Annotated in this window: 25 protein-coding genes; 11 read left to right on the forward strand and 14 right to left on the reverse strand. The window is 57.3% G+C overall.

What is annotated here, in order from left to right; translation table 11 throughout:
* Positions 1-156: 156 nt before the first annotated feature.
* The 5 genes from rplI to BN1012_RS17365 all read right to left on the reverse strand — a co-directional run bounded on the left by rplI (position 157) and on the right by BN1012_RS17365 (position 3,390).
* Positions 157-783 carry a 50S ribosomal protein L9 gene (gene rplI, locus BN1012_RS05255; RefSeq protein ID WP_043948806.1) on the reverse strand — a complete coding sequence of 209 codons (627 nt, stop codon included), beginning with the start codon at positions 781-783 and terminating at the stop codon, positions 157-159.
* A gap of 106 nt (positions 784-889) precedes the next feature.
* Complete coding sequence (locus tag BN1012_RS05260) at positions 890-1,951, reverse strand: DUF2232 domain-containing protein (RefSeq protein WP_043948807.1); 1,062 nt, start codon at positions 1,949-1,951, stop codon at positions 890-892.
* Positions 1,952-2,070: 119 nt separating this feature from the next.
* Positions 2,071-2,319, reverse strand: coding sequence for a 30S ribosomal protein S18 (rpsR, locus tag BN1012_RS05265; protein WP_043948808.1), 249 nt, complete (start codon positions 2,317-2,319; stop codon positions 2,071-2,073).
* Positions 2,316-2,825, reverse strand: a complete 510-nt coding sequence (rpsF, locus tag BN1012_RS05270; RefSeq protein WP_043948809.1) for a 30S ribosomal protein S6 — start codon at positions 2,823-2,825, stop codon at positions 2,316-2,318. The genes rpsR and rpsF overlap by 4 nt, the downstream gene beginning before the upstream one ends.
* Before the next feature lie 229 nt (positions 2,826-3,054).
* On the reverse strand, positions 3,055-3,390 hold the full coding sequence (locus BN1012_RS17365) for a YjhX family toxin (protein ID WP_320408875.1): 336 nt from the start codon (positions 3,388-3,390) through the stop codon (positions 3,055-3,057).
* Between the two features lie 261 nt (positions 3,391-3,651).
* Between BN1012_RS17365 and fabD the strand changes: the two genes are divergently transcribed.
* The 8 genes from fabD (at position 3,652) to gmk (ending at position 10,307) form a co-directional block, all read left to right on the forward strand.
* Positions 3,652-4,602, forward strand: coding sequence for an ACP S-malonyltransferase (gene fabD / locus BN1012_RS05275; RefSeq protein ID WP_043948810.1), 951 nt, complete (start codon positions 3,652-3,654; stop codon positions 4,600-4,602).
* Positions 4,603-4,626: 24 nt separating this feature from the next.
* Positions 4,627-4,983, forward strand: coding sequence for a GFA family protein (locus BN1012_RS05280; protein ID WP_043948811.1), 357 nt, complete (start codon positions 4,627-4,629; stop codon positions 4,981-4,983).
* A 15-nt stretch (positions 4,984-4,998) separates the two neighbouring features.
* Positions 4,999-5,736, forward strand: a complete 738-nt coding sequence (fabG, locus tag BN1012_RS05285) for a 3-oxoacyl-[acyl-carrier-protein] reductase (RefSeq protein WP_043948812.1) — start codon at positions 4,999-5,001, stop codon at positions 5,734-5,736.
* Positions 5,737-6,041: 305 nt separating this feature from the next.
* A complete protein-coding gene (locus BN1012_RS05290) occupies positions 6,042-6,281 on the forward strand; it encodes an acyl carrier protein (RefSeq protein WP_043948813.1) in 240 nt (79 codons plus the stop codon).
* A gap of 130 nt (positions 6,282-6,411) precedes the next feature.
* Positions 6,412-7,677 (forward strand): beta-ketoacyl-ACP synthase II, encoded by a 1,266-nt coding sequence (gene fabF / locus BN1012_RS05295; protein ID WP_043950680.1) that lies wholly within the window; start codon positions 6,412-6,414, stop codon positions 7,675-7,677.
* A 64-nt stretch (positions 7,678-7,741) separates the two neighbouring features.
* The gene (gene mltG / locus BN1012_RS05300; RefSeq protein WP_043948814.1) at positions 7,742-8,779 is read left to right on the forward strand and encodes an endolytic transglycosylase MltG; all 1,038 of its coding nucleotides are present in this window, start codon (positions 7,742-7,744) and stop codon (positions 8,777-8,779) included.
* Between the two features lie 24 nt (positions 8,780-8,803).
* Positions 8,804-9,676, forward strand: coding sequence for a YicC/YloC family endoribonuclease (locus tag BN1012_RS05305; protein WP_081826231.1), 873 nt, complete (start codon positions 8,804-8,806; stop codon positions 9,674-9,676).
* A 25-nt stretch (positions 9,677-9,701) separates the two neighbouring features.
* Positions 9,702-10,307 carry a guanylate kinase gene (gmk, locus tag BN1012_RS05310; protein ID WP_043948816.1) on the forward strand — a complete coding sequence of 202 codons (606 nt, stop codon included), beginning with the start codon at positions 9,702-9,704 and terminating at the stop codon, positions 10,305-10,307.
* 6 nt (positions 10,308-10,313) lie between these two features.
* Here gmk and BN1012_RS05315 read toward each other — a convergent pair whose 3' ends face one another.
* The 8 genes from BN1012_RS05315 to lptF form a co-directional block, all read right to left on the reverse strand.
* Positions 10,314-11,363, reverse strand: a complete 1,050-nt coding sequence (locus tag BN1012_RS05315; protein ID WP_043948817.1) for an alcohol dehydrogenase — start codon at positions 11,361-11,363, stop codon at positions 10,314-10,316.
* 52 nt (positions 11,364-11,415) lie between these two features.
* On the reverse strand, positions 11,416-12,549 hold the full coding sequence (locus BN1012_RS05320) for an iron-containing alcohol dehydrogenase (RefSeq protein WP_043948818.1): 1,134 nt from the start codon (positions 12,547-12,549) through the stop codon (positions 11,416-11,418).
* Between the two features lie 164 nt (positions 12,550-12,713).
* The gene (gene rsmA, locus BN1012_RS05325) at positions 12,714-13,544 is read right to left on the reverse strand and encodes a 16S rRNA (adenine(1518)-N(6)/adenine(1519)-N(6))-dimethyltransferase RsmA (RefSeq protein ID WP_043948819.1); all 831 of its coding nucleotides are present in this window, start codon (positions 13,542-13,544) and stop codon (positions 12,714-12,716) included.
* Positions 13,541-14,575 (reverse strand): 4-hydroxythreonine-4-phosphate dehydrogenase PdxA, encoded by a 1,035-nt coding sequence (gene pdxA / locus BN1012_RS05330; protein ID WP_275450964.1) that lies wholly within the window; start codon positions 14,573-14,575, stop codon positions 13,541-13,543. Before pdxA ends, rsmA begins: the two co-directional genes overlap by 4 nt.
* Positions 14,572-15,897: a peptidylprolyl isomerase gene (locus tag BN1012_RS05335; protein ID WP_171815916.1), complete on the reverse strand. Its 1,326-nt coding sequence runs from the start codon at positions 15,895-15,897 to the stop codon at positions 14,572-14,574. The genes pdxA and BN1012_RS05335 overlap by 4 nt, the downstream gene beginning before the upstream one ends.
* 170 nt (positions 15,898-16,067) lie before the next feature.
* Positions 16,068-18,458 carry an LPS-assembly protein LptD gene (locus tag BN1012_RS05340; protein ID WP_043948821.1) on the reverse strand — a complete coding sequence of 797 codons (2,391 nt, stop codon included), beginning with the start codon at positions 18,456-18,458 and terminating at the stop codon, positions 16,068-16,070.
* A 6-nt stretch (positions 18,459-18,464) separates the two neighbouring features.
* Positions 18,465-19,556, reverse strand: a complete 1,092-nt coding sequence (gene lptG / locus BN1012_RS05345) for an LPS export ABC transporter permease LptG (RefSeq protein ID WP_043948822.1) — start codon at positions 19,554-19,556, stop codon at positions 18,465-18,467.
* Complete coding sequence (lptF, locus tag BN1012_RS05350) at positions 19,553-20,725, reverse strand: LPS export ABC transporter permease LptF (RefSeq protein ID WP_171815917.1); 1,173 nt, start codon at positions 20,723-20,725, stop codon at positions 19,553-19,555. Before lptF ends, lptG begins: the two co-directional genes overlap by 4 nt.
* 332 nt (positions 20,726-21,057) lie before the next feature.
* Between lptF and BN1012_RS05355 the strand changes: the two genes are divergently transcribed.
* Positions 21,058-22,548, forward strand: coding sequence for a leucyl aminopeptidase (locus BN1012_RS05355; protein ID WP_043948824.1), 1,491 nt, complete (start codon positions 21,058-21,060; stop codon positions 22,546-22,548).
* Positions 22,549-22,556: 8 nt separating this feature from the next.
* The gene (locus BN1012_RS05360) at positions 22,557-23,006 is read left to right on the forward strand and encodes a DNA polymerase III subunit chi (RefSeq protein ID WP_043948825.1); all 450 of its coding nucleotides are present in this window, start codon (positions 22,557-22,559) and stop codon (positions 23,004-23,006) included.
* Here BN1012_RS05360 and BN1012_RS05365 read toward each other — a convergent pair.
* On the reverse strand, positions 23,003-24,940 hold the full coding sequence (locus BN1012_RS05365) for an ABC-F family ATP-binding cassette domain-containing protein (protein WP_043948826.1): 1,938 nt from the start codon (positions 24,938-24,940) through the stop codon (positions 23,003-23,005). The two genes, BN1012_RS05360 and BN1012_RS05365, sit on opposite strands and share 4 nt — an antisense overlap.
* A 267-nt stretch (positions 24,941-25,207) precedes the next feature.
* Here BN1012_RS05365 and ndk point away from each other — a divergent pair, with 267 nt between their 5' ends.
* A complete protein-coding gene (ndk, locus tag BN1012_RS05370) occupies positions 25,208-25,630 on the forward strand; it encodes a nucleoside-diphosphate kinase (RefSeq protein WP_043948827.1) in 423 nt (140 codons plus the stop codon).
* The last annotated feature ends 2 nt before the right edge of the window (positions 25,631-25,632 follow it).

The raw sequence follows: 25,632 nt of genomic DNA on the forward strand, positions 1-25,632 counted from the left end.
GCACCTCCGCTGGCCGGCCACTCATGGTTGCCGGTCTAAAGCCCAGCCCCTACGCGAAAGTCTAAGCCCAAAAAGGCGCGACACACCATGAAAAACGCCGCTACCTGAATCCAGGCAGCGGCGTTGTTCTTGTCGTCGATGGTGACGGACCAGCCCTTAGGACTGCGTCTCGTCTTTGTCAGAGGAAGCCTCTTCGCCGGCTTCTTCATCGCCAGCTTCAAGAGCCGCAGCCTGTTCTGCATCTTCAAAGACTTCTTCAGCCAGCAGGGCTGCTTCTTCTTCTTCGTCCGTGCGATCAACAGTGACATCTTCACCGCGAGCCTGACGCTCCGCTTCGTCCTGTGTCCGGGCCACATTGACTGTCACAGTCGCTGTTACTTCCGGGTGCAGGCGGACCGTTACGTCATGCAGGCCAAGAACCTTGATCGGGCGCTGCAGGACAACCTGCTGACGCTCGACACTGAAGCCACCTTCGGTAAGACCTTCAGCAATGTCGCGCGTAGCAACAGAGCCATAAAGCTGACCAGATTCAGAAGCCTGACGGATAACCGTGACGCTTTCGCCGTCCAGCTTCACCTGAACAGCTTCAGCTTCGGTACGAAGCTCAAGGTTACGGGCTTCCAGCTGTGCGCGTTCATTTTCAAAGCGTTGCCGGTTTGCTTTGTTGGCGCGAAGCGCCTTGCCGCGGGGCAGCAGGAAGTTGCGGGCATAGCCAGGCTTGACGTCTACGACATCGCCCATCTGGCCAAGTTTCTCGACCCGCTCAAGCAGAATTACGTCCATTGATTTTAGTCCTCGTTCCAGCAAGCGCGGCCTTGTCTGCCCAGTGCAGAAAGATCAAAAGCGCCTGTCCCGCCCAAAAGTGCGGTTAGCGGTCGACTTGGATGCCTCAATCGGCATCCGGTGTTGGGCCCGCATAGCGGTCCCGAAGTCCCATCCATGCTTCAACCAATCCCAGTATTCCCACCAGCATCACAGGGGAGCCAACGACAATCAGGATCAGATAGAAGCCTATGAGAATGGCAGTTCTCGCCTGCCAGCGGCGCGAAATAGCATGGATTGTTGCCAATCCCAACAAAAAATACGGGACAAACAAGAGCGCTGCGAGGGATAGCCCCGCAAACCCCAACTCGCCGGGTAGAAAGCCCAGAATGAGCGATACCGGGAAGGCCATCAAAAAGGCCTGAGGGTAGGTGATCTGCGAGAATACGGGCGTCGGGCGCAGGCTGTTGCCGGATCGATCCACAATCAACTGGGCAATCGCCATATTGGCCAATGTCATGAGCAGCCACATGCTGCCGGCCATAGCCGGCAGGAAAGTTGCCACCATTTCCAGGAATTCGCTAGGCGAAACGGCAAGCCCTTGTCCGTCCAGCATGCGGCGGAGTTCGCCGGTATCGACAATGCCGGTGTTGAGCATCTGCACGACCGCCCCACGCAGACCCCCTTCTGTTGCAGCCATCGACAGGATAGAGACAACAAGGAGTGTCGCTGCAATGGCTGTCGTCCAGGCAACGAGCATGCCCGGGGGATACCATTCGACATCAGGCGGTGGGGCTTCTTCGGGAGGTCCATCGCGCGTGCCATCTGCGACCGCGCGATGATGCGCTTCACGTGCTTTCGCAGCGCGGGCGGCTGCAGAAGCGCCGCGTCCGCCAACCGCGCGTGAGAGCAGCGCCAGCCGCACCAGCCAGACTGGTGCAAGCGCAACCACGGCAAAATAGACGACACCGCTTGAGAGCCCGGCAATCACCGACATGACGACAAGCCCTGTCGCACCTGCGATCAGGGCCATCACGGTGCCCCAGCCAAGGCCGGCAATGAAGATAGGAAGCGGTGCGATGTAGGCCAGAATGATGGCCGGCGTCGCGCCGCCAGACGCTGCCGCGTACAGGATCGCGCTGGCAAGGCCTGCCAGAACGCCGATCAGCCATGGCGGAAGATTACCCATTCAAGCGGTCAATCACACAGCGTAGGGGGGTAAAACTTGGAGCAGGCGCAAGCGGTGGTTGCATGCCCCAAATGAAAAAGGCCCGCTGTCCTTGAGACAGCGGGCCGTTCTTTGCGTTCTTAGTCTACCACGTAGGGCAGGATCGCCATGAAGCGGGCGCGCTTGATGGCACGGGCCAGTTCACGCTGCTTCTTGGCGGACACAGCCGTGATACGGCTTGGGACGATCTTGCCGCGCTCGGAAACGTAGCGCTGCAGAAGACGTGTGTCCTTGTAGTCGATCTTCGGTGCGTTGGCGCCGGAGAACGGGCAGGTCTTGCGACGGCGGAAGAAAGGCCGACGGGATGCGTCTGTCTGGATAATCTTCATGCGTCTGCTCCTTCACTAGCAGGTGCGTCTGCCGCAGGTGCAGCTGCTTCAGCAACGGGTGCCGGACGACGTTCGCCACGATCTCCGCCGCGATCTCCGCCTCTGTCACCACCACGGTCGCCACCGCGATCACCACCACGGCCACCACGGTCGCCACCACGACCGCCACGGCGATCATCGCGTCCACGTGACTGCATCATGGCTGACGGGCCTTCTTCATGCTCATCCACGCGAAGCGTGATGAAGCGCAGGATGTCGTCATGCAGACGCATCTGGCGTTCCATTTCAGCAACCGCTGCATGCGGCGCGTCGATGTTGAGCAGGGTGTAGTGACCCTTGCGGTTTTTCTTGATCTTGTAGGCGAGGGTTTTGATGCCCCAGTACTCGTTCTTTGCGATTGAGCCGCCATTGCTTTCCAGCACGGACTTGAACTCTTCAGTCAGAGTCTCGACCTGCTGCGCCGACACATCCTGCCGGGCAATAAATACGTGTTCGTAAAGCGCCATATCAAATGGGCTCCCTTGACAATCCGCTGGTCCGGGCGCGAAGCCCCATTCTTCGTCTTGGAGAGGGAGATCTCCGTGAGGACGAACCGGGCGGGAACACTGGAAACCGTTGTGCGAAACACGCAAGCGCTAAAGCGCCGTTCCTTCAGCTCCCGGCTCCGGACCTTGAGCGATGCGGGGAGATACGCGAAATACCTCCCCGATGCAAGCCTTTGCGCCTTGTTTGGGGTCATCGGTTGTCAGGCCGAGCCCGAACAGCCACCAGCCCCTTTCTCGTAATCACGTACGGATTGCCGTTTGTTGACGCGATAAGCCGTCTTTTTCGCAGTTTTCCGAAGATTTCCAGGCTGCAGATGGATAGCAGCCAGCCATCCCGGGTGACACATTCAACGTGAACGACACGCTGACGTCTGCCGGAAGGTGAAATTTTGCGGAAATGGCGAATGAATCCGCCCTGCGCGAGTGCGTGGAGCACCCGCTGTTCGTCTCTGGAGATGTTCATTGTAGTGAGCCGTCTAAAGAAGATACGGCACCGGCGGATTGGCATGCGGACGCAAATCGCCATCAGCACGCAATAGGCGCACCGGTGCGGGTTTCCTTTAACGGGGTCGGCAAGTGCTCAGGCCCCGTTAGGCAAGCACATTCTCACTGGACATAAAATCTCCGATATCACTGCGCTTTAAGTCGCAATCCTGGGCCTCGAATGCAAGGGGCAATGCCCCTGGATAACTTGACTCAGACCATGTGCCCGGTGTCTCTCCGAGTTAACGCCCGCAAGCGGCGACTCGACAATCGGCAACGCAAAGGAAACCCCGTGAGCGATACCATGATCCGCGCATTCACATTTCCAGGCCAGGGTGCCCAGACTATAGGGATGGGCAAGGACCTGGCGGACACATTTCCCCAAGCCAAGGCCGTCTTTGACGAGGTCGATGAAGCCCTTGGCGAAAAGCTGACGTCAATCATGTGGGATGGGCCTGAGGAAGATCTGACCCTCACCATGAACACGCAGCCCGCTTTGATGGCAGTATCGCTGGCAGTGTTCCGTGTGCTGCAGGCTGAAGCAGGTCTTGACCTTGCAAAGCATGCAAAATTCGTCGCCGGACATTCCCTTGGCGAATACTCAGCCCTGTGTGCGGCAGGGTCGTTGGACATCACGACAACAGCCAAACTCCTGCGATTGCGCGGCGAAGCCATGCAGCGGGCTGTGCCCGCAGGCAAGGGGGCCATGGCAGCGACGCTGGGGCTTGCGAATGACAAGGTCGCTGAAGCCGCTGACGCAGCAGCAAAGGAAACCGGCGAGCCCGTCGGCGTGGCGAATGACAATGCCAATGGTCAGGTTGTGATTTCCGGCTCAAAGGCCGGCGTCGACCGCGCCTGTGAGTTGGCAAAAGAAGCGGGTGCCAAACGCGCCATGCCGCTGGCTGTATCCGCGCCGTTCCACTCCGCATTGATGCAGCCTGCAGCCGATGAGATGGCGGAAGCGCTCAAAGACGTCGCCATTGCCGCGCCCACAGTCCCTGTTGTCGCCAATGTCCGCGCAGTGGCAGTGAGCGATCCGGAATTGATCCGTACGCTGCTGGTTGAACAGGTGACCGGCAAAGTGCGGTGGCTCGAGAGCGTCGTATACATGCGCGATCAAGGTGTCGAGGAGCTTGTTGAATGTGGGTCAGGAAAGGTCCTGACCGGCCTGACCAAGTGGATTGATAAATCCATCAAGGGCCAGACAATCAACTCCGCTGATGCTGTGCGTGCGTTGGTTGAAGCCGGGCTTTAGAAATCTCGAAGCGAGTGATTTGCGATGCCGACCTTTTCCGGGTCATGCCACTGCGGTGCCATAACGTTTGCGATTGATGCAGACGACGCAGATCGTGACCTGTATCGCTGCAACTGTAGTCTGTGCACTAAAAAAGCAATCATCATGAAACCGGTCCGCCGGGAAGATTTTCAGCTGACGGGCGGCGAGGCGGCGCTCTCTAGCTACAAATGGAACCAGCAGATTGCAGAGCATTTTTTCTGCTCTCGATGCGGCGTCTACACACACCACAAGCGGCGATCGGACCCGAGCCAGATAAGCGTGAATTTTGGTTGCCTCGACAATGCTATCATTCCGCCGGAACACGAGGTTGGCCTCGTCGACGGCGCTAAGCTTGAATAGAAACGGAGATGTTGGATGTTTGACCTCACTGGCAAGACGGCCCTGGTAACCGGTGCTACCGGCGGTATCGGCGGTGCAATTGCAAAGTCGCTCCATGCACAGGGGGCAACAGTAGGCATATCCGGTACACGCGAGAATGTACTGAATGAAGTCGCATCAGACCTTGGCGACCGCGTCCATGTGTTGCCGTGCAATCTGGGTGATGCGGATGCTGTAGATGCTCTTCCCAAGCAGGCGGAAGGCGCGCTCGGCCAGGTCGATATCCTCGTGAACAATGCTGGCATCACCCGAGACAACATCTTTATGCGGATGAAAGATGACGAGTGGGACCAGGTCCTCGCCGTGAACTTGACGGCCAGCTTCCGCCTCTCGCGCGGCCTGATGCGCGGAATGATGAAACGCCGTTGGGGCCGTATTGTCGGCATCACGTCAGTCGTGGGCGTCACCGGAAATCCCGGACAGGCGAACTATGCCGCCGCAAAGGCCGGCATGATCGGAATGACCAAATCCATTGCCCAGGAAGTCGCAAGTCGGGGAATCACAGCCAATTGCGTGGCGCCCGGGTTCATCCAGACCGCCATGACCGATGTGCTGGATGATGGTCAAAAAGAGGCCATTTCGACCCGCATTCCTGCAGGTCGCCTAGGCACATCTGACGAGATTGCAGCGGCCACTTTGTATCTGGCCAGCGAAGAAGCAGCCTATGTCACCGGACAGACCATTCATGTGAATGGCGGCATGGCCATGATTTAACCTAACTGTCAGCTAGAGTGCCCGGGGTGAATCCAAGGCTAGAGGCCCGGAATCACTTGGTTTTTAAGGCCTATTGCCCTCACGCTGACAATCTGGTCAAAGGAATATGATTGTGTTACCAAGCGACCGCTTTTCGGGACAGAAGCAGGCGCTGTACAAAGGTAGCGCTGCAGTTTGTCCAATATCGCGTTTGCCGTATACCTGATTGGAATTGAGACATTTCGACGGGTGTGCGAGCCTAGTTTAAGCCCCAGATCAAGCCGGTTTGTCCGTCTGATCGCATACTATGAGCTGAGAGAAGAAACATGAGTGACATCGCAGAGAACGTCAAAAAGATCGTTGTTGAGCACCTTGGCGTTGAAGCCGACAAGGTCACCGAAAATGCCAGCTTCATTGACGACCTGGGCGCAGACAGCCTGGACACCGTTGAGCTGGTTATGGCTTTCGAAGAAGAATTCGAAGTCGAAATCCCTGATGATGCTGCTGAAACCATCCTGACGGTTGGCGATGCAATCAAGTTCATCAAGGAAAACGCCAGCAGCTAAGCTGATGCGGCTTGAGAACTAGACCTTTTGGCGGACGGGTGTGCATCAGCATGCCCGTCCGTATTGCTATCTGACGGGTGATCCTTACATCCGTCCCTCTATACCCATCTAGGAGACATCCATGGTTGAGCTGAGACGCGCAGTGGTTACGGGCATGGGCCTTGTAACTCCCCTTGGGACCGGCGTTGAAACAACATGGTCACGGCTCCTTGATGGCCAGTCCGGTGCCGGACAGATCACCAAGTTTGATGCCTCCGGTTACCCCTGCACCATTGCCTGCGAAGTGAAGCGCGGCGATGGCACGGACGGCACGTTCAATCAGGACGACTGGGTTGAGCCCAAAGAAGCCAAGCGCATGGATGATTTCATTATCTATTCGCAGGCAGCTGCCAAGCAGGCACTCGATGACGCAAACTGGCATCCAGAAGAGTACGAAGACCAGATCCGGTCTGGTGTGATTATTGGGTCTGGCATTGGTGGCCTTCCCGGTATTGAAGAAGGGGCACTGACGCTTCACAACAAGGGGCTGCGTCGACTGTCGCCGTTCTTTATTCCCGGTCGCCTGATCAATCTGACCTCCGGCTACGCCTCCATTCGCTGGGGCCTCAAAGGTCCAAACCACTCTGTGGTAACGGCCTGTTCAACAGGCGCACATGCCATTGGCGACGCGGCACGCATGGTGATGTTCGGCGACGCAGACGTCATGGTCGCCGGCGGGGCTGAAGGTGCGATCTCGCCGCTGGGCATTGGCGGCTTCTGCGCATGCCGCGCCCTTTCAACCGGTTTCAATGACACGCCGGAAAAAGGGTCGCGTCCCTATGACAAGGACCGCGACGGCTTTGTCATGGGTGAGGGCGCGGGTGTTGTCGTGGTCGAGGAATACGAACACGCCAAAGCACGCGGCGCGAAGATCTACGCCGAAGTCGTGGGCTACGGCATGTCCGGTGACGCCTACCACATCACGGCGCCTGCTGAAGATGGCGATGGCGCCTACCGCTCCATGAAAATGGCAATCGAGCGCGCAGGCATTTCTCCCGAAGACATTGACTATGTGAATGCGCACGGTACATCCACGCCTCTGGGCGATGAGATTGAGCTGCGGGCCGTAGAGCGCCTGTTCGGTTCAGAGAAGGTGGAAGTTTCAATGTCATCCACCAAGTCCGCTGTAGGTCACCTTCTGGGTGCGGCCGGTGCGATTGAAGGCATCTTCTCAATGCTCGCAATTCGCGACAATGTTGTGCCACCCACCATCAACCTCGACAATCCGTCGGTAGAGACGTCTCTTGATCTTGTGGCAAACACTAAGCGCGAGCGGAACGTGAATATCGCGCTGTCCAATTCCTTTGGCTTTGGCGGCACAAATGCTTCACTCGTCTTTAAGGCCGTTGAGGCATAAGCAGGGCTGACGCTTCCCACCCGAGCTGGCTCTTGCAGGCCCGATCAAGGTAGAAATCGCCGCCATGACTGAAACGTCTACTCCACCGATCAAACCGGAAAAGCCAAAGCGGCGTTTCCTGCGAGCGATTGCTTTCTTCACCATTTCATTTCTGGTGGCGCTGCTCATTGTGGGTGCACCGATGTGGATCGCGTGGCGCGGCTTTGTCGGCCCAAGTGATATTCCAGCCCGCACCACAGTCCTGATCGAAGAAGGATCCGGTCTTGGGCGCATTGCCAATCAGCTTGAGCGTGAAGGCCTTGTGGCAGATGCCCTGATGTTTCGCGTTGGCGTAGAAGTGCATCGCAAGGCTTCATCTCTGAAAGCCGGCGAGTACGAAATTCCACGTCACGCCAGCATGCGCGAAATCATGCGCATTCTGGTTGAAGGAAAACCCATCCTTCATTCCATCACTGTCTTCGAGGGCATGACCTCATGGGAAGTCGTTGAGCATCTCAAGCTTCAGCCTGTATTGACCGGCAGCGTCCCGATCGTTCCTGCCGAAGGATCGCTCCTGCCCGAAACCTATCTAGTGACCCGCGGCACGTCGCGTCAGGACGTCATAGACCGTATGCGCAAGGCCCAGCGAAAGGTTATCAACGACCTTTGGGACGACCGTCAGGAAGGTCTGCCGTTCAACACCATTGAAGAAGCGCTGGTACTGGCCTCCATTGTGGAGAAGGAAACCGGCAAGGGCGATGAGCGCGACAAGGCTGCCAGCGTTTTTATCAATCGTCTGCGAAAGGGAATGCGGCTTCAGTCTGACCCAACCATTATTTATGGCATTACCAACGGCGAGGGGCCGCTTGGCCGCCGCATACGCCGCTCGGAGATAAATGCTGTCACCCCGTACAATACCTATCAGATTGACGGACTGCCCCCGACCCCGATTGCCAATCCCGGGGAAGCGGCGATTGCCGCAGTTTTGAACCCGGCTGAAACGGAATACCTGTTTTTTGTTGCGGATGGCACGGGCGGCCACGCCTTTGCAAAGACCAATCGTCAGCACGAACAGAATGTACGCGTCTGGAGACGGATACAGCGTGAGCGCGGACTGCGCTAAGGTGCGTCCATGAACATACAAAGCATGACGGGATTCGGTCGCGCCGACGGATCTCGCGCTGACTGGCGCTGGCATTGGGAGCTCAAGACCGTCAACGCACGTGGTCTTGATATCCGTATGCGGATGCCCAATGGACTTGAGCCACTCGAACAAGGTCTCAAAAAATCGCTTCAGGCAAAGCTCAAGCGCGGCGCAGTTCAGGTTTTCATCAACATTGAACGGGAAAATGCCGGCGCCGATGTGCGGGTCAATGCGGCGCTCGCCGCCAAGCTCATGGCCGATCTCAAGGAACTGGCCACCGGACTGGGCACGCAGCCACCCACACTGGATGCCGTATTGGGAATTCGCGGAGTCGTTGAAGTCGCCGAGCCGGACACTGACGAAGACGAAACGGCTGCCCGCCTTGCGGCCGTGGCTGCGACGTTCGATGAAGCGGTGGAGAGCCTCGTATCCGCCAGGACAGACGAAGGCGCCAAACTCCAGACAATCCTTGAAAGCGTGCTGACAGAAATCGCCCAGCTTGTTGCCCGTGCAGACGCACTTGCAGTGGTGGCCCCGGAGGCCATTCGCAGCAGGCTGGAAGCGCAGGTGACTGAGCTTCTGGCGGACCGCGCAGAAATGCCTGAAGAGCGGATCATTCAGGAAGTTGCCATGCTGGCCGGCAAAGCAGACATTCGCGAAGAACTGGACCGGCTGCGCGCCCACATTGCGCAAGCCAGAACGCTCTTGGCGGAAGGCATTTCAGTTGGCCGCAAGCTTGATTTTCTGGCGCAGGAATTCAACCGGGAAGCCAACACGCTGTGCTCAAAGTCATCGGACACTGAGCTCACGCGCATAGGGCTTGATCTCAAGGCAGCCATCGAACAATTACGCGAGCAGGTGCAAAACGTTGAGTGAGATTTCGATCAACCGACGCGGATTGATGTTCGTCATGTCCTCGCCGTCCGGCGCTGGAAAAACAACTCTGTCTCGTGGTCTGCTGGAAACGGACGCTGAAATCGTGATGTCCGTGTCCGCCACAACGCGCGCGCCGCGCCCCGGCGAAGTTGACGGTAAGGATTACTATTTCGCCTCGGTGGAAGAGTTCGGGCTGATGGTGAATCGCCGCGAATTCCTTGAACACGCCAAAGTCTTTGACAACTACTACGGCACGCCCAAAGCACCGGTCGAAGAAGCATTGGCCAGTGGCCAGGATGTCCTGTTCGACATCGACTGGCAGGGGACGCAACAGCTCAAACAGAACGCTGGCGCCGATGTGGTGAGCATTTTCATATTGCCACCCTCAACCCAGGAACTCGAACGGCGTCTGCATTCCCGTGCACAGGACAGTGCCGAAGTCGTGGCCAGTCGCATGTCCAAGGCTGCGGACGAAATGAGCCACTGGGCAGAGTACGACTACATCATCGTCAATCAGGACATTGCGCAAAGCAGCGCGCAGATAAGAGCCATTCTGGACGCGGAACGCTTGAAGCGCCCGCGCCAGACTGGCCTTGATGGGTTCGTCAAAGGCCTCCGCGAAGGCCTTTAGCGGTCTCTACGGAACAAGCACCACCCGGCCCAGAACCGAGCCCTGACGCAGATCTTCAAGTGACTGCGTTGCTTTATCCATGCTGCGCTGTTCAACAGGGATTGGGTCAACCTTGCCCGCGCGAACCAGTTCCATCATGTCCGCTGCTTCCTGCGGTGAGCCCACAAATGAGCCGCCAATGGTGAGGGCGCGCATTGGGAACATGGGGATTGGCATGGCAAAGCCGCCGCCGAACAATCCAACCACGACAACTTGGCCACCCTTGCGGACAACGGACGATGCAAAGGCAAGTGATGATTCCGAGCCCACAAAATCAATGGCGGCGTACGCGCCACCATTTGTGTCGGCGATGACCTGCTTGATCGCGTCTTCATCTTTGGGATTGTAGACGGCTGCAGCGCCTGCGCCCTGAGCCGCCTGCAGCTTGCCGGGATCAACATCAGCGGCAAGGGGTGCTGAAGAGAGCAGGGCACGGGCAAACTGAATGCCCATCATGCCAACGCCGCCGCAGCCAACGATGACGACCTTGTCGTCCGGGCCCGGCTCGCCGATGCGCCTGAGTGCTGAATAGGCCGTAAGACCCGAGCACATATAGGTAGCGGCAAGGCCTGGGGTCACGCCTGTGCGGTCCAGCAGATATTTCTGGTCGGGCACAAGAACATGCGTCGCAAATCCACCGGCAATGTTGATGCCGAGCTGGCGCGGCTTGCCACAATAGTGCTCATCACCACGCTCACACGTGGCGCAATCATCGCAGCCAATCCATGGATACACCACATAGTCATCGCCCGGCTTGATTCCTTCGACATCCGGCCCAACCGCTTCCACGACGCCTTCAATCTCGTGGCCGAGCGTGAATGGCAGCTTGCGGCCACCCTTCACGTCCAACTGGTTGCCACCACCCATGTCGAAATGCCCATCGTGCAGATGAACATCTGAGTGGCATACGCCACAGTGGGAAACCTTCACCAGAACTTCACGGCCTTTGGGCTCGGGGGTATCTGATGTGGTTTCTTCCAGGGCTTCGCCATAGGCGACAATGGATTGGCTCTTCATCGAGGTGTTTCCTTGTAACGGTGTGGGTATTGGAGCAGGGGCGACAGGTGGTCTAGCCGATTGCCTGCTCAAACAGTTTTTCGTAGTCGCTGGCTTCCAGCGGGCGTGGATTGGTGAACGTGCTGACGTCCGTTACAGCATTCTCAACAATGCCCGGGGTGTCCATGGAGACACCCATCTCACCCAGATTTTTGGGAATGCCAATCCGTGCATTCAGGGCTTCGATCTCGTCAGCAAGATCAGCATTGGCGGGCAGACCCATCGCTTCGCGAATACGGTCATATTTGTCACCAACAAAATCAGCGTTGTAGCGCAGAACTGCCGGAAGGATGACGGCATTCAAAGTGCCATGGTGCAACTTCAGTTCCTTGATGCGACCGCAGGCATGGCTCATGGAATGAACAGCACCCAGACCCTTGATAAATGCCATGGCGCCTTCGCTTGCTGCCATCATCATATTGTAGCGAGCATCCTTGTCTTGCCCGTCAGCAACAGCATTTTCCAGATAGCCCATCTTGAATGCCCGGCGCAGACCATCAAGGCCAACGGCTTCCGCGGGTGGATTGTCCATGGGCGAAATCACAGCCTCGATGCAGTGGGTTATTGCATCCATGCCAGTCGCAGCCGTGAGGCGTGCTGGGAGGCCCAATGTGAGTTCCGGGTCGCACAGAGCAACCTTCGGGATCAGGTTCTGGCTGGCGAAAATCAGCTTGCGGCCGTCCTTTGTAATGATAACCGTGCCAACAGACACTTCCGATCCAGTACCGGCCGTCGTCGGCATGGCGATGTGCGGCGTCGTCTCACCAATCAATGCACTGCCACCTTCAATGGCTGCGAACTGCGTCAGGTCGCCATCGTGTGTCGCAAGAAGGCCAAGACCTTTGGCCAGATCCATGGACGACCCACCGCCCAGGCTGATGATGCCGTCACATCCACTGGCCTTGTACTGAGCCAGCGCTTCAAGGGTCGCTTCTTCGGTTGGATTTTCAGGTGTGCCGTCAAAAATCTCCGGAGAGAATTCATTGCCCATTGCCTCGCGCACCTTGTCGAGGATGCCTGCGGCGACAATGCCTTTGTCGGTCACAATCATCGGGCGCTTGATGCCGAGCTGCTTCATGGTGTCAGCCACCATTGAACGCGAGCCGAAATCAATGTGTGTCGTATTGAGGTAATTGAGCGTTGCCATGTGTTGGATCCATCCTCTGTAGGTGCATGTATTGATGCACGTGCCGACATATTGTCAGTCAATTGTTGGCCGGTACTTTGCCACCGGCTGCGTCTGCCCACAACATGGCAGGGACGCAAAATGCTGCCTTATTGATACGGGTCATTTCCAGCGCCGCGCCGTGACTAGACGAGGCGTGCAAGGGCAAGGAAATTGTCCACCGTGAGGCGTTCCGCCCGCTCGGTTGGCTTGATGCCCACCTGCTCGCATATTGCTTCGGGGTCCTGAAAGACCTGTTTCAGAGAGGCCCGCAGCATTTTCCGGCGCTGGCCGAACGCCGCCGCTGTTACTTTCTCCACAGCGTGCAGTGGTGGATCGTCAGGCCCCATTACCTTCGGGGTCATATGCACGATGCTGGACATCACCTTCGGTGGCGGAGTGAATGCACGCGGGTCCACGTCAAACGCCATGTAGGCATCCGTTCGCCATTGAGAAATGACGGACAATCGGCCGTAGGCTTTGCTTCCGGGCGCAGCGACAACCCGCTCAGCCACTTCCTTTTGAAACATCAGCGTCATCGACACGAGCCATGACGGCCAGGGGTCCAGGCTGAGCCATTTCAACAAGAGGGCCGTTGAAATATTGTAAGGCAGGTTCGCAACGATCCGAGCCGGGCCGGTTATGTGTTCCGCTTCGTTGACTGCCATTGCGTCTGCTTCAACGAGTGAGAAGCGCCCAGCATAGGCCCGCCCCACTTCAGCGAGAGCAGCTGATGCGCGCGCGTCCCGTTCAACGGCAACGACACGCTTGGCACCCTCCATCAGCAATGCGCGGGTAAGCCCTCCAGGGCCTGGACCCACCTCAATTGTGTCATGCTCGCCAAGATCACCCGCGACGCGTGCGATGCGGCGGGTGAGGTTGAGATCCAGAAGAAAGTGCTGTCCCAGCGACTTGCGTGCGTCCAGACCATGTTCCGCGATTACATCGCGCAGAGGTGGCAGGCCATCATCGCTCATTGTGTCTGACGCCCGCGGTTGGTCGCGCAAGACGCCGCCAGCTTGAGAGCTTCAATGAAACTTTCCGGGTTTGCGCTGCCTGAGCCCGCAATATCAAGTGCCGTTCCATGGTCAGGCGATGTTCGGACCAGTGGTAAGCCAAGCGTCATGTTGACCCCCCGATCAAAATCAAGCGTCTTCAGCGGTATGAGGGCTTGATCGTGATACATGCACAAGAACGCGTCAGCGTTCTCGCGAGCGCGGGCATGGAAGAGTGTGTCAGCCGGAAACGGGCCTGATACGCGAATGCCTTCTGACTTCAATGCTTCAATGGCCGGGCCAATGATGGTGTCTTCCTCGGTGCCTATGGTGCCGCCTTCACCAGCATGCGGGTTGAGTCCTGCCACGGCCAGGCGTGGTGAGCGGATATGAAAGTCGTCACGCAGGCTTTGGGCGGTTACGCGCCCCGCGTGGATGATGGCCTGTGTCGTCAGTTGCTGTGCGACCTCAGCCAGCGGGATGTGGATGGTCACGGGAACCACACGCATCTGTGGTGATACCAGCATCATCACCGGCGCACCCTCAGCGCCGGTCAGGGCCGCAAGATATTCCGTGTGGCCCGGATATCTGAAGCCTGCCTCATAGAGGCTTTGCTTTTGAATGGGATTGGTCACCACCGCACTGGCCTGGCCCTCAAACACCCATTGGGTTGCCACTTCAATTGAGCTGATAACGGTCTCGCCATGCGCGACATTTGTTGTGCCCGGCACTGCCGGCGGCGCCAGTGGTTCGTCAAGTTCCGCGACCGGCAAGGCAGCCGAGAACGCACGCACAGCTTCCGCGCCGCTGCCAACGAGTGTCAGAGGGACGACAAGGCCGAGTTTTTTGGCAATTTTCTCAAGTCTGGCAGGGTCGTCAATGGCCACAAAAGGCGGCAAACCGGATGCATCGCGATCAGCCCAGGCCTTGAGGAGTATTTCCCCACCAATGCCAGCCGGTTCACCCATGGTGACAGCCAGCGGCAGGGAAACAGGGTCAACGGTCTTGCTCACCGCATTTCGACAACAGCATTGCGCCGCAGGTCACGCAGATAGCGGCGAGACATCATTGCCAGTTCCTGATTGAACAACTGGTTCTCGATATCATTCCTGCTGGGCAACTGGCGCTCGACCATGTTGCGATTGCACAGGACAACAAGTTCGATGCCGTCCGGGGTGCGCTGTGGCGCGCCCCACCTGTTGACCTCGAGTGCCATGAGCGCAGGACGGGCAGGTGCCGGAAAGGCGCGCATGGGCCGATCTTCAATCCGACTGAAGCGCGAATCTGGATTGAGTTTCATGGCGAACGATTCCAGTTCGCCACATGCCATGGGTGTTTTTAGTGCCTCGCCAATCGCGGCGCTGGTGCGTTCCAGCTTGGCGCGAGGCATGTCTTCGGTAAAGGGAATGTTGATGGCCTCAATGGTGACCGTCGCATCCATCGGATCCATCTGATCCCCACTCAGCCGACGATCCCGCAATTGGAGAATGTGATACCCGGCCACGGTGCGGATTGGATCGGAGGTTTCGCCGATTTTCAACGTACGCAGCGATGAATTGAGCGCACTTGAAAGCTGTCCATCGATGATCCACCCGGCATCGCCGCCATTGGCAGCTGTGGGCGCCTGGCTGAACTGCCCAGCAATTGCGCGGATATCACCACCCTGCCTCAGTTGATCAACCAACTGAGCGGCTGCGGCACGGGCGCGCGTTTCATCCTCGGGAGTTTCCACTGAAACCAGGACTTCAGAGACAAGGTAAGACGCCATCTCCGACTGATTGATGATCCGCTCGAGTACCGTATCAATTTCGGTGTCCGTGACGGTCACACGCGGTCCGAAGCGGCTCTCAACCAGCTCGTTCCAGGCAAGTTCGGCAAAGACCTGATTGCGCAACGTATCGACATTGACATTGACCGATGCCAGGAACTCCTGGATCTGCTCCAGGGACATGTTGCTCCGTCCACCTAGCCGCTCAATGGACTGATCGATATCAGCGTCATCCACATCAATGTTTTTATCGAGCGCTTCTTGGATTTGCAGACGCTCGTCGACGAGAGCTCTCAGAATCTGAGGGCGGATGCGCTCGACGTTTTCCGGTGTGCGCGGGACGCCTGCAGTCGCAAACACCAGACCAAGACGTTGCTCCAGATCGTAACCGGAAATCACGCTGTCATTCACAATCGCGGCAATTTTTTGAACCATCTGAGCCGAAGAAGGGCCCGAGAGCAGGGCAGCCAGACCCACAGATGCGATGGCAAGGGTCAGTCCGCGAAGCGCGTTGTCTCGCGCAGCAAGAGCGCCTTGGCGCAGATTTTTAAGCAGTTTTGTGTGCATGTGAACCGATATCATGTCTGCTTGGCAGGCATTTCAGCCTGCGAACGAAAAATGCCGGGGATGAAAGCCCAAAAGCTTCATGCTTCCAACGGTTTAAATGTTCCCCACGCCCAAGCGGAGCATAGCGAAAGATGCGCTTCAATCAAGCGCCCCCATCCGTGAAGTTGCAGCTAGTTTGTCTGCGCACTGGATACTGTTGTTGAGGCGCCAAACTCGCCAAGACTCACGAGTTGGATACGGAACGTGACAGAGTTGGTCGGCTCGATATCGCGGTCGCGGATAAAGCTCTGGTTGAAGTTCAACGAGAACAGGAAACACTCGTCCTGATAGGTGAGGCCAACCCCATCCGACACCATTTCAGCCCGTCGCAGGTCTCGGCGAGCATGGCCGTTCATCCACCAGTTTTCTGCAAAGTTGAATGAGAAGCTGCCTGTTACTTCTTCACCCTCGCGATTGTTGACCGTATCGAGGTCAGCATCGAGGAACACGTAGTTGGCAGAAATGCCGACACCGCGGTCTTCAAACAGATTGAAGCTGGAAGTCAAAGAAACTTCATTGCGTAGGAGCTTTCCGTCCTTCGGGTCGGCTCGGAACCGGCTTACGATATCAAGATAAGGGCCAGGGTTGATCTGGACGCGGCCCACGACATCTGAGTCGCTGTCTTGAAGGCCGCTGCCGGCAGGAAATGTTGCACTTTCTTCCAACCGGTAGGATTGGCCAAGCAGGATGTTTGCCTGTCCGCCATTGTCCCCAAGCAATGAGTACTGCAGCCCGTAGTTGACGCGCGCTCCGTCTTCAAAACGGTCGAGCCCCGGATAGCGATTGCGATCAAACAGGTGCGTCGTATCAAAATCGACGCTCAGGCTGTCGTCGTTGGGAATGTCGCGCGGATTGGAGTTGCTGGGCGAGTAGATGGCCTGGACGATTGGCTCGATGATCTGTGACGATCTTTCACCAGTGCTGATCCACGGCCAGCGATACTCGACACCCACAGTCGGCATCACCCGCGTCTGCACCGATGATTTGTTCTGGCCAACGCCGTTGATCACATCTTCATCGACCAGATAGACATCGCCCCGCATGTCGGCGAATGCACCAAACTGCTCACCTGACTTTGCTGTGCGGGAAATGTCCCAGCCAATATCGCCGGAGAACCTCTGGAAACTTGTGCCTTCAGTCCGTTGCAGGTTGAGGGCATTGAACCTGCCCTTGACCTGGCCGCCCGCGACAAGCGGCTCAAGATAATATTCCGCGTCAACCAGCGGCGTAACGAAAGGGATGCTTGCCTGGTCATCATTGGCCTGAAGCCCCTGGAAGTAGAAGGCTTCTGCGCGCGCAAAGTTTCGGTCGTCGATCGTCCGAACATATGCCGTCGAGATCAGATCATTCTCATTGAAAATGTCATACCGGCGCAGATAGGTCTCATCCGAAGTCAGTTTCAGGTCAAAGCCGGCTTGGGTTTTCTTGGTGATGTCAAACTGACCATCTGCGAACACGTGTCCACGAAATGGCTCGATGTCAGTTCCTCGAACAGTCTCTTCATCCGGCCAGGTCGCACTTGCATCAATTTTGTACTGTCCAAACCCGATATGATGGCGGAACTCACCGGCATAGACATCGCCAACTTGGGTCTGCCAGCGCGGCCGGAACGTAAAGTCCATGTTCGGCGCAATATTCCAGAAGAACGGCGTGCGAACCGTTGTTCCAAATTCCGGCGAGACTGCAACTGTTGGTGTGAGCAGACCGGTCAGCCGTTTCACAGTCGGGTCGGGATGGCTGAAATAGGGGGTGTACATGATAGGCACACCAAAAAACTCGAGGAAGGCATCTTCATATTCGACGCGCTTCTTCTCCTTGTCGTGTATGACGTTGAAGGATCGAATCTGCCACAGCGGCGATGAGTTTGGATCTTCTTCGCATACGTCGCAGACGGTGTAGACGGCTTTCTTGAGCTCAGTTCGGTTGCCGGCGCGGCGCGTGCCCGAATTGGCCGCGATGCGTGCATTCTCTTCAAGCAGAAGTCGAACGGTTTCACCGACTGCGTCTGCAAAGTCATCAGACAGCACCATGGAATCGGCAAACATGACCTGGCCATCCGGTTGCAGAAGGCTCACATTGCCATTGGCCGTCACAGTTTTCGTGCCGCGGTCATAGACGATTGAGTCCGCCAGCAATACGCGGGAATCCGACGTGACTTCCACGTTGCCGCTTGCTGTTACAACATCGACCTCGCGGTCATGCACCATCTCATCGGCCTCGATGAGGACAGTGTCTTCCGGCTGCTCGAATGTTTGAATTGGCCGAGGATCATCCAGTTCAATGTCGTCAGCGTCGTCAGCGTCGCCAGCCAGCACCCGGTCGGCCTCGCGGTCAGCATCAACCTCACTGGGGTTAGTAAGAACAATTCTTTCGGCCGGGCTGGTGGATTGGGCGGCAGACTTCTGGGGCGCGATCGTCAGGGTTGCCAGCAGCGCACATGTGCCCGCGGCCAGCATCCGCAGATGCAGGATTGGTGTACCTTTTCCCTGACGCTGAAGAGAAATAACCCCTTCGTCCCCCATACGCCCCTAACCGTCCTCTTGATGAAAAATCAGTGCTCCGCCGAGCATCGCACTGATGAATGCCGGTGACCATGCGGCCAGAACAACAGGCATAACCCCTCGTGCGCCCAGCGCAAGGGTCACGTCGGTGAAAAAGTACAAAAAGAAGCCACTTATGATGCCCGCAACAATTAACTGACCAACGCCGCCCAGTCGGGTCAGTCTGAGGCTGAAACAGGCCGCAATAAGCACCATGGCCGCCATGAGGAATGGCCGCGATGCAAGTTGATGCCAGTGAAGCTCGTATCTCAGGGCAGAAAACCCGGCTTCCTGTGCCGTTTCAATGAATTCCGGTAGCTCCCAAAAGGACAGTGTATCCGGCGAAGCAAAGCTCTCCTGGACGCGCTCAAGCGTCAGGCTTGTGGGAAGCGAATAGGTTTCGTGCAGCGCGCGCCGTTCGCCTGGTGTGGCAACCTGGGCATTGCTGATCTTCCACTGCCCATCACCAAGTTCGGCGTTGTCCGCATCGATACGGGCAATGAACTCGTCCTCATTGTTGTAGAGGAAGATGATTACGTCTCGCAGTTCGACGCCCTGATTTGTCACGCCAAGGGCATGGATCACGGATTGTCCATTGTCATCGGCCTGGCGCAGCCAAAGGCCTGACTCGGAGACTGCGAGCAGGCTGGTCCGTCCCCGGACATATTTTGATTCAAGCGCTTCAAACCGCGACACCATGGCAGCTGCCAACGGGTTGTAGACGGCAACAGCGCCGGTGCCGATGATCAACGCCAGTGCGACTGCGGGCGCCAGGAACTGCCAGGCAGAAACACCGGACGCTCGCGCGACGACAAACTCATTGGTGCGGGACAATTGCAGGAACGCCCACATGGACCCGAACAGCACGGCGAACGGCATCATTTTTTCAGATATGCTGGGCAGCCGAAGCAGTCCCATGGACAAAACAGTCGTGAACGGAACTTCTCGTGAGCCGGTGCGACGCAGCAGCTCCACAAAATCGATCACGAAGGCAAGTGCCATACAGATGATGAAGGACGCCGCGATGGCCATGAGCGCGCGGCGGCCAAAATAGAGATACATGGTCCACGGCATCTTCATGAGCGTGATGCCTCCGCAGAACCGATAGACTGTGATTTACGTCGCAGCGCGGCGAGGCTTGCCGTCGGCTTCCAGCCCCCGATCATGGCGCACGCACCGGCAAATGCAGCGATGGGGATGAGGTACTGAATACCAATAAGCATGGGATATCTGGTCGCCCAGCCAACCGAGGCCAGATCCAGCAGACGTATTGCCAGCCCGAGCGCGACCGTAAGCACGATGCGTCGCCCGTAGCCCCGCCTGTTGAACTCGTTAGGCAACAGACCTGCCATGGCAAAAGCTGCAAACACCAGCGCATAAAGCGGTGACGTGATGCGTGCGTGTCCTTCGGCAATCAATTCATTTTCGTACTGATTATCATAGGCTTGCGTTGTGTCCGGCCACAGCAATTCCGGCAGGTATCGCTCATAGGCCTTGAAATACCGCTCTTCAGCCGGATTTTCGAATTGGCTAAGGTCAAATGCATATTTGTCGAAATACAGGAAGTCCGTCTTTTTCTGAGCATCGCGACGCTGGATGTTGCCGTTCAGCATGATCAGGCGCGGGCCTTCGCGCGTATCGATCAATTGTCCCCGGTCGGCGATGTAGCTGACGGGCTTGTCCTTGTCGCGGTTGTCGTGGACCAGCAGCCCTTCGATTTCACCGCCGGGGAGACGATTCTCGACAAACACAGTGAGACCGTCAGCAGGTGTGGTGAATTCACCGGCCTGCAGAAGCGAAGATGCAAACTCGGTGCGCATTTCCAGAAGAACAGAGCGCATGTCGCGCATCGCCATTGGCAGCAGCAGCATGTTGACCAGATAGGCCAGCAGCATGACTGTAATGGCGCAGCCGAAGATGGGGCGCGCCACCTGCCAGCGGCTCATGCCTGCCGCATACATGACAACAAGTTCGCTGTCCGAGCGCAGCCGGTAAAGGCAATAGACAGCCGCAAAGAAAAGGCCGATTGGCAGGACAATCACAAGAATGGACGGGACCACCAGCACGGAGAGGTAGAGGAACACGCCGATGTTCTGGCCCTGCTCGATCACATCATTGAGCAACTCAAGCGACTGCGTGAGCCAGACAACCCCGGTGAGGATGAGCATGAAGACCAGAAACGGGCCTGTCACGAGACGGGCCACATAGGCATCGATCTTGAAAACTCGGGATTGGGTATCGCTTGCCATCTGGGCTTGGTCTGTCCGGTCCTGCAGGGTGCCCGTAAGCATCACAGCGAACGGGCAGTGTCGTGTTTCATATTAAGCGACAAGATGCTGTTTTTGGTTAACAGCCCGACGCCAAATCACGTAATCAATCCCCGCAGCCCTTTGGAAATACAGCACTTTGTGGATTTGGCGAACCCCTTAATGACGTGCTAATCGCCCAAAAGCGCGACTTTTCCGCGCCTTTGGATCACGATTTCGATAAAGTTAACAAATCAGGGGCCTGTGAAGCCCTAAGCCCGCACCAAACCAGACCAAAACCGGCCCTGCTTCCTGGGCCATGAAGGACAATCCCGATGAATGTGACGATTTCCAGCAGCACCCTGCCAAAGACAGGCGCTCTTGTTCTGATTTCTGTTGAAGGCACTAAGCTGCTGCCAACAGCGCAAGCCGTAGATGAAGCAATGGATGGCGGCCTTTCCAAAGCCATCAAGGCTGCTGAGTTCAAAGGTAAGGTAGGGCAGGTCCTGGATATCGCAGCGCCCCAGGGCATCAGCGTCAATCGGCTGTTCGTTGTTGGCCTTGGTGCGGCAAAGTCGCTCAAACCCGCAGGGCTCGAAACGGCGGCAGGTCGTATGGTCGGCCGTTTGAATGGTGCGCGCATCAAACAAGGCTCAATCGCCGGTGATGCAATCGAAGGCAGTGAGATCGCCGACGGCGATGTTGCCGCCCATCTCGCCCTTGGTGCTCAGCTCGCTTCATATCGCTTCGACGGCTACCGCACCAAGCAGAAGCCGGATCAAAAGCCAAGCCTGACCAAGGTTGGGGTCATGACCCGGGCCCAGGCCCGCGCGAAAAAAGCATGGGCTGACCTGTCAGCTGTCGGGCAAGGCGTGTACCTCGCCCGCGACCTGGTCAATGAACCACCAAATGTTCTGTATCCGGAGAGTTTTGCCAAGAAGTGCAAGGCGCTGACATCCAAGGGCCTAAAGGTCGAGGTTCTTGGTGAAAAGCAGATGGAAAAACTCGGCATGGGATCGCTATTGGGCGTGGGGCAGGGTTCTGTGCGCGAAAGTCAGCTGGTTGTCATGCGGTGGGACGGTGGTACGGCCAAGTCCAAGCCAGTTGCCTTCGTCGGCAAGGGTGTGACGTTCGACACAGGCGGCATTTCCTTGAAACCCGGCGCGGGTATGGAAGACATGAAGGGCGACATGGGCGGCGCGGCCGCTGTCACGGGCACAATGCTGGCCCTTGCAGCGCGTAAAGCCAAGGTCAACGCCGTGGGCGTCATCGGTCTGGTCGAAAATATGCCGGATGCGGGCGCTCAGCGTCCCGGTGACATCGTCACCTCAATGTCCGGGCAGACCATCGAAATCCAGAACACCGACGCCGAAGGGCGTCTCGTTCTGGCTGATGCGCTTTGGTACACACAGGACCGGTTCAAGCCGCGCTTCATGATTGACCTGGCAACACTGACCGGTGCCATCCTTGTGGCCCTTGGTGAAGAACATGCAGGCCTTTTCTCCGACAATGACAAGCTGGCAGATCAGATCCTTGATGCTGGTAAAGCTTCCGGCGAAACCTTGTGGCGCCTGCCCATGGGACCGGCCTACGACAAGCTCATCAAATCCAAATTTGCTGACATGCGGAACATTGGCGGCCGATTTGCCGGGTCTATTACCGCTGCCCAGTTCTTGGGACACTACACCAATGGCGTGCCCTGGGCGCATCTAGATATTGCAGGGACTGCGTGGCAGTCCGGCAGCAAACCAACGTCCCCATCATGGGGAACCGGCTGGGGCGTGCGACTGCTTGATCGTCTGGTGTCGGACAATTTCGAGAAATAGTCCCGCCCATGTCCGAACTACTTTTCTACCACCTCGAGCGATCCACTCTGGAAGCTGTGTTGCCGCAGCTTCTCGAGAAGACGCTTGAGCGTGGGTGGAAGGCCGTGGTGCGTGCCAGTTCCGCTGAACGTGTCAGCTCGCTGGATGCACATTTGTGGACCTATCGTGACGATGCTTTTCTGCCGCATGGCTCACAGGGTGAGGGGCATGAGGAAACACAGCAAGTGTTGCTCACAACCGGAAATGAAAATCCGGCCGCAGCCAATGTGCTGTTCGCAGTTGATGGTGCTGGCATTGACGGCGTTGATACCTATCAACGCTGCGTCTTGATGTTTGATGGCGGTGACCCGGATGCAGTGGCAGCGGCTCGCGTCCATTGGAAAGCGGTCAAGGACGCAGGGCATGACGCCACCTACTGGCAGCAAAGCCAAGCCGGTCGGTGGGAGAAGAAAGCCTAAGCGTCGGCGTTCTCAAGCTTGGCCAACGCGGCTTCATATTTCTGCGTCAGCTTCATCCAGTTGTCTTCGGCCTTTTCCAATCGGGTACCAAGCTCGCCGCGTGCGCGCGAAATGAGATCTGCCTTTTTGGGGTCGCGCTCAAAGAGGCTGCCATCCGCAAGAACCGCGTCCATCTTGGCGATTTTCTCTTCCAGCTCGATGATCTTGAATTCAGCGTCATCCGCGCTTTTCTTCAACGGCGCAATGCCCGCCCGCTGTTGTGCTGTAGCCTTGCGCACGTCCTTGGCGCGCGGCGCCTCAGGCGCACGGGCAGTTGCATCATCGGAAAGGGAGGATGTTTTGGTCGACCCCGGTCTCCCGCGCTGACTGAGCAGCAGGCGCCGATAGTCATCCATGTCACCATCAAATGACTGCACTTTCCCATCATGAACCAGCCACAAACGATCCGCACAAGAATCAATCAGATGCTGGTCATGACTGATGAGAATGACTGCACCTGAATATTCGTTGATGGCGTTGACCAACTGGTCGCGGCCTTCCATGTCCAGATGGTTGGTTGGTTCGTCGAGCACCAGCATGTGTGGTTTATCGAAAGTCGCAATTGCAAGCAGGAGCCGTGCCTTCTCGCCGCCAGACAGGTCCGCGACCTTCACGTCGGCGCGCTGACCTGAGAATCCTATGGCGCCAACCCGCGCACGTACCTGCGCATCCGTGACTTCGCCAAACTTCTCCATGCGTTGGCGCATGTTCTGATATGGCGTAAGGCCGTCGGCCAGTTCATCCACCTGATGCTGCGCAAAGTACCCGATGCGCAGACGTGGCGAGCGCCGCAATGTGCCGCTTGCCTGTTTCAGCCGGGAGGTTACCAGCTTGGCGAATGTGGACTTGCCATTGCCGTTGGCACCCAACAGGGCAATGCGGTCGTCCTGGTCAATGCGTAGCGTCATGTTGCTGAGCACTGGCGGGTTGTCGCTATAGCCGACAGCCGCATTTTCCATGGTGATAATAGGCGGCGGCAGCAGATCTTCGGGACCCTGCAAGCTGATGCGCGCTGAGTGTTCGTCTGCAAGGATTGTTGGCAGGTCCAATTTAGACAGGGCCTTGAGGCGACTTTGGGCCTGACGTGCCTTGGAAGCCTTGGCGCGGAACCGCTCAACGAACGCCGTCATATGCTTGCGCTTGTCATCGAGCTTCTTGCGAAGAGCAAGATCATGCGCCGCCTGCTCGGACTTCAGCCTTTGAAACCGCTCGAAGTTGCCTGGATAGTAGGACAGCCGTCGGTGCTCGAGATGCAGAATGCCGCTTGCCACCTGGTCCAGCAGATCGCGGTCATGGCTCACGATCAGGAGAGTACGTGGATACTTCCGCAGGTAGTCCACAAGCCAGATGGTGCCCTCAAGGTCCAAATAGTTGGTTGGTTCATCCAGCAGCAGCAGGTCGGGCGTCGTAAAAAGCAACGCCGCAAGCGCGACGCGCATGCGCCAGCCACCGGAAAAGTCGCGGGTCGGCCGGGCCTGATCCACCTCGTTGAAGCCAAGTCCAGCCAGGATTGAGGCCGCACGGGCAGGGGCGCTGTGAGCATCGATGTCGGCAAGTCGCGTATGAACTTCAGCAATGCGATTGGGATCGGTGACTGTTTCCGCCTCAGCCAGCAGTTCCAGCCGTTCCGTATCCGCTTCCAGTACGGTTTCCAGAAGGCTCTTGTCGGTAGCTGGTGCTTCTTGTTCGACCCCGCCAATGCGCCAGTTCTTGGGAACTGAAATTGAGCCAGCATCCGGCGGCAGATCGCCATTTATGAGGCCGAAAAGCGTGGATTTGCCCGCGCCGTTGCGACCAACAACACCCACATGCTTGCCCTCCGGCACGCCGGCGGTCGCGTTTTCCATCAAGACCCGATCGCCAATGCGGTAGGTTAGTTCGTTGATTTGCAGCATGGCGACGACATTTGCCCAAGCAGGGCCCTTGCAGTGTGACTTTTGGGTGCTTGCAGGAGTGCAACAGCGGCGGCTATAACCCGCCCGAATTTGCGGCTCTTAAGGCGGCAATCCCCGAGATCATATTTCCCAGAAAGACGGTACTTCTAAGCGTCCTCCAGCAGATGTCCACCGCCCGTTTTGCATTGATGCAATGCGGTGGCCGGGATTTTTGCCAGTGACAGCAGGAATGCTACCGCGACATGCCAACCTGAAAGGCACATTCTCATGGCTCTTGAGCGCACTTTTTCTATCGTTAAGCCCGACGCAACCAAGCGTAACATCACCGGTAAGGTCATTGACCGGCTGGAAACAGCAGGCCTGCGCGTCATCGCGTCCAAGCGGCTGCAACTAACCAAGGAAAAGGCTGAAGGCTTCTACGCTGTCCACAAAGAGCGTCCTTTCTTCAACGATCTTGTGGCTTTCATGACGTCAGGTCCTGTCATTGTTCAGGTGCTTGAAGGCGAAAACGCCATCGCAAAGAATCGTGAAATCATGGGTGCAACAAACCCGGCGGAAGCCGCGCCAGGCACAATCCGCGCGGACTTTGCTGAAAGCATTGAAGCCAATTCCGTACACGGTTCAGATGCTCCTGAAACAGCTGCTGAAGAGATCAAGTACTTCTTTTCAGACGACGAAATTGTTGGCTAATC

The organism is Candidatus Phaeomarinobacter ectocarpi, assembly GCF_000689395.1.
Classification (GTDB): Bacteria; Pseudomonadota; Alphaproteobacteria; order CGMCC-115125; family CGMCC-115125; genus Pyruvatibacter; species Pyruvatibacter ectocarpi.

What these genes read in the sequence shown, in the direction of transcription:
- rplI (WP_043948806.1), bottom strand. Translation starts at nt 783, where the DNA reads ATGGACGTAATTCTGCTTGAGCGGGTCGAGAAACTTGGCCAGATGGGC.
- lptG (WP_043948822.1), bottom strand. Translation starts at nt 19,556, where the DNA reads ATGAAGATGCCGTGGACCATGTATCTCTATTTTGGCCGCCGCGCGCTC.
- ndk (WP_043948827.1), top strand. Translation starts at nt 25,208, where the DNA reads ATGGCTCTTGAGCGCACTTTTTCTATCGTTAAGCCCGACGCAACCAAG.
- BN1012_RS05290 (WP_043948813.1), top strand. Translation starts at nt 6,042, where the DNA reads ATGAGTGACATCGCAGAGAACGTCAAAAAGATCGTTGTTGAGCACCTT.
- BN1012_RS05260 (WP_043948807.1), bottom strand. Translation starts at nt 1,951, where the DNA reads ATGGGTAATCTTCCGCCATGGCTGATCGGCGTTCTGGCAGGCCTTGCC.
- BN1012_RS05305 (WP_081826231.1), top strand. Translation starts at nt 8,804, where the DNA reads ATGACGGGATTCGGTCGCGCCGACGGATCTCGCGCTGACTGGCGCTGG.
- rpsR (WP_043948808.1), bottom strand. Translation starts at nt 2,319, where the DNA reads ATGAAGATTATCCAGACAGACGCATCCCGTCGGCCTTTCTTCCGCCGT.
- BN1012_RS05335 (WP_171815916.1), bottom strand. Translation starts at nt 15,897, where the DNA reads ATGCACACAAAACTGCTTAAAAATCTGCGCCAAGGCGCTCTTGCTGCG.
- BN1012_RS05320 (WP_043948818.1), bottom strand. Translation starts at nt 12,549, where the DNA reads ATGGCAACGCTCAATTACCTCAATACGACACACATTGATTTCGGCTCG.
- BN1012_RS05355 (WP_043948824.1), top strand. Translation starts at nt 21,058, where the DNA reads ATGAATGTGACGATTTCCAGCAGCACCCTGCCAAAGACAGGCGCTCTT.
- fabG (WP_043948812.1), top strand. Translation starts at nt 4,999, where the DNA reads ATGTTTGACCTCACTGGCAAGACGGCCCTGGTAACCGGTGCTACCGGC.
- gmk (WP_043948816.1), top strand. Translation starts at nt 9,702, where the DNA reads ATGTTCGTCATGTCCTCGCCGTCCGGCGCTGGAAAAACAACTCTGTCT.
- BN1012_RS05365 (WP_043948826.1), bottom strand. Translation starts at nt 24,940, where the DNA reads ATGCTGCAAATCAACGAACTAACCTACCGCATTGGCGATCGGGTCTTG.
- BN1012_RS05280 (WP_043948811.1), top strand. Translation starts at nt 4,627, where the DNA reads ATGCCGACCTTTTCCGGGTCATGCCACTGCGGTGCCATAACGTTTGCG.
- BN1012_RS05315 (WP_043948817.1), bottom strand. Translation starts at nt 11,363, where the DNA reads ATGAAGAGCCAATCCATTGTCGCCTATGGCGAAGCCCTGGAAGAAACC.
- rsmA (WP_043948819.1), bottom strand. Translation starts at nt 13,544, where the DNA reads ATGAGCGATGATGGCCTGCCACCTCTGCGCGATGTAATCGCGGAACAT.
- rpsF (WP_043948809.1), bottom strand. Translation starts at nt 2,825, where the DNA reads ATGGCGCTTTACGAACACGTATTTATTGCCCGGCAGGATGTGTCGGCG.
- mltG (WP_043948814.1), top strand. Translation starts at nt 7,742, where the DNA reads ATGACTGAAACGTCTACTCCACCGATCAAACCGGAAAAGCCAAAGCGG.
- BN1012_RS05340 (WP_043948821.1), bottom strand. Translation starts at nt 18,458, where the DNA reads ATGGGGGACGAAGGGGTTATTTCTCTTCAGCGTCAGGGAAAAGGTACA.
- BN1012_RS05360 (WP_043948825.1), top strand. Translation starts at nt 22,557, where the DNA reads ATGTCCGAACTACTTTTCTACCACCTCGAGCGATCCACTCTGGAAGCT.
- BN1012_RS17365 (WP_320408875.1), bottom strand. Translation starts at nt 3,390, where the DNA reads ATGGCGATTTGCGTCCGCATGCCAATCCGCCGGTGCCGTATCTTCTTT.
- fabD (WP_043948810.1), top strand. Translation starts at nt 3,652, where the DNA reads ATGATCCGCGCATTCACATTTCCAGGCCAGGGTGCCCAGACTATAGGG.
- lptF (WP_171815917.1), bottom strand. Translation starts at nt 20,725, where the DNA reads ATGGCAAGCGATACCCAATCCCGAGTTTTCAAGATCGATGCCTATGTG.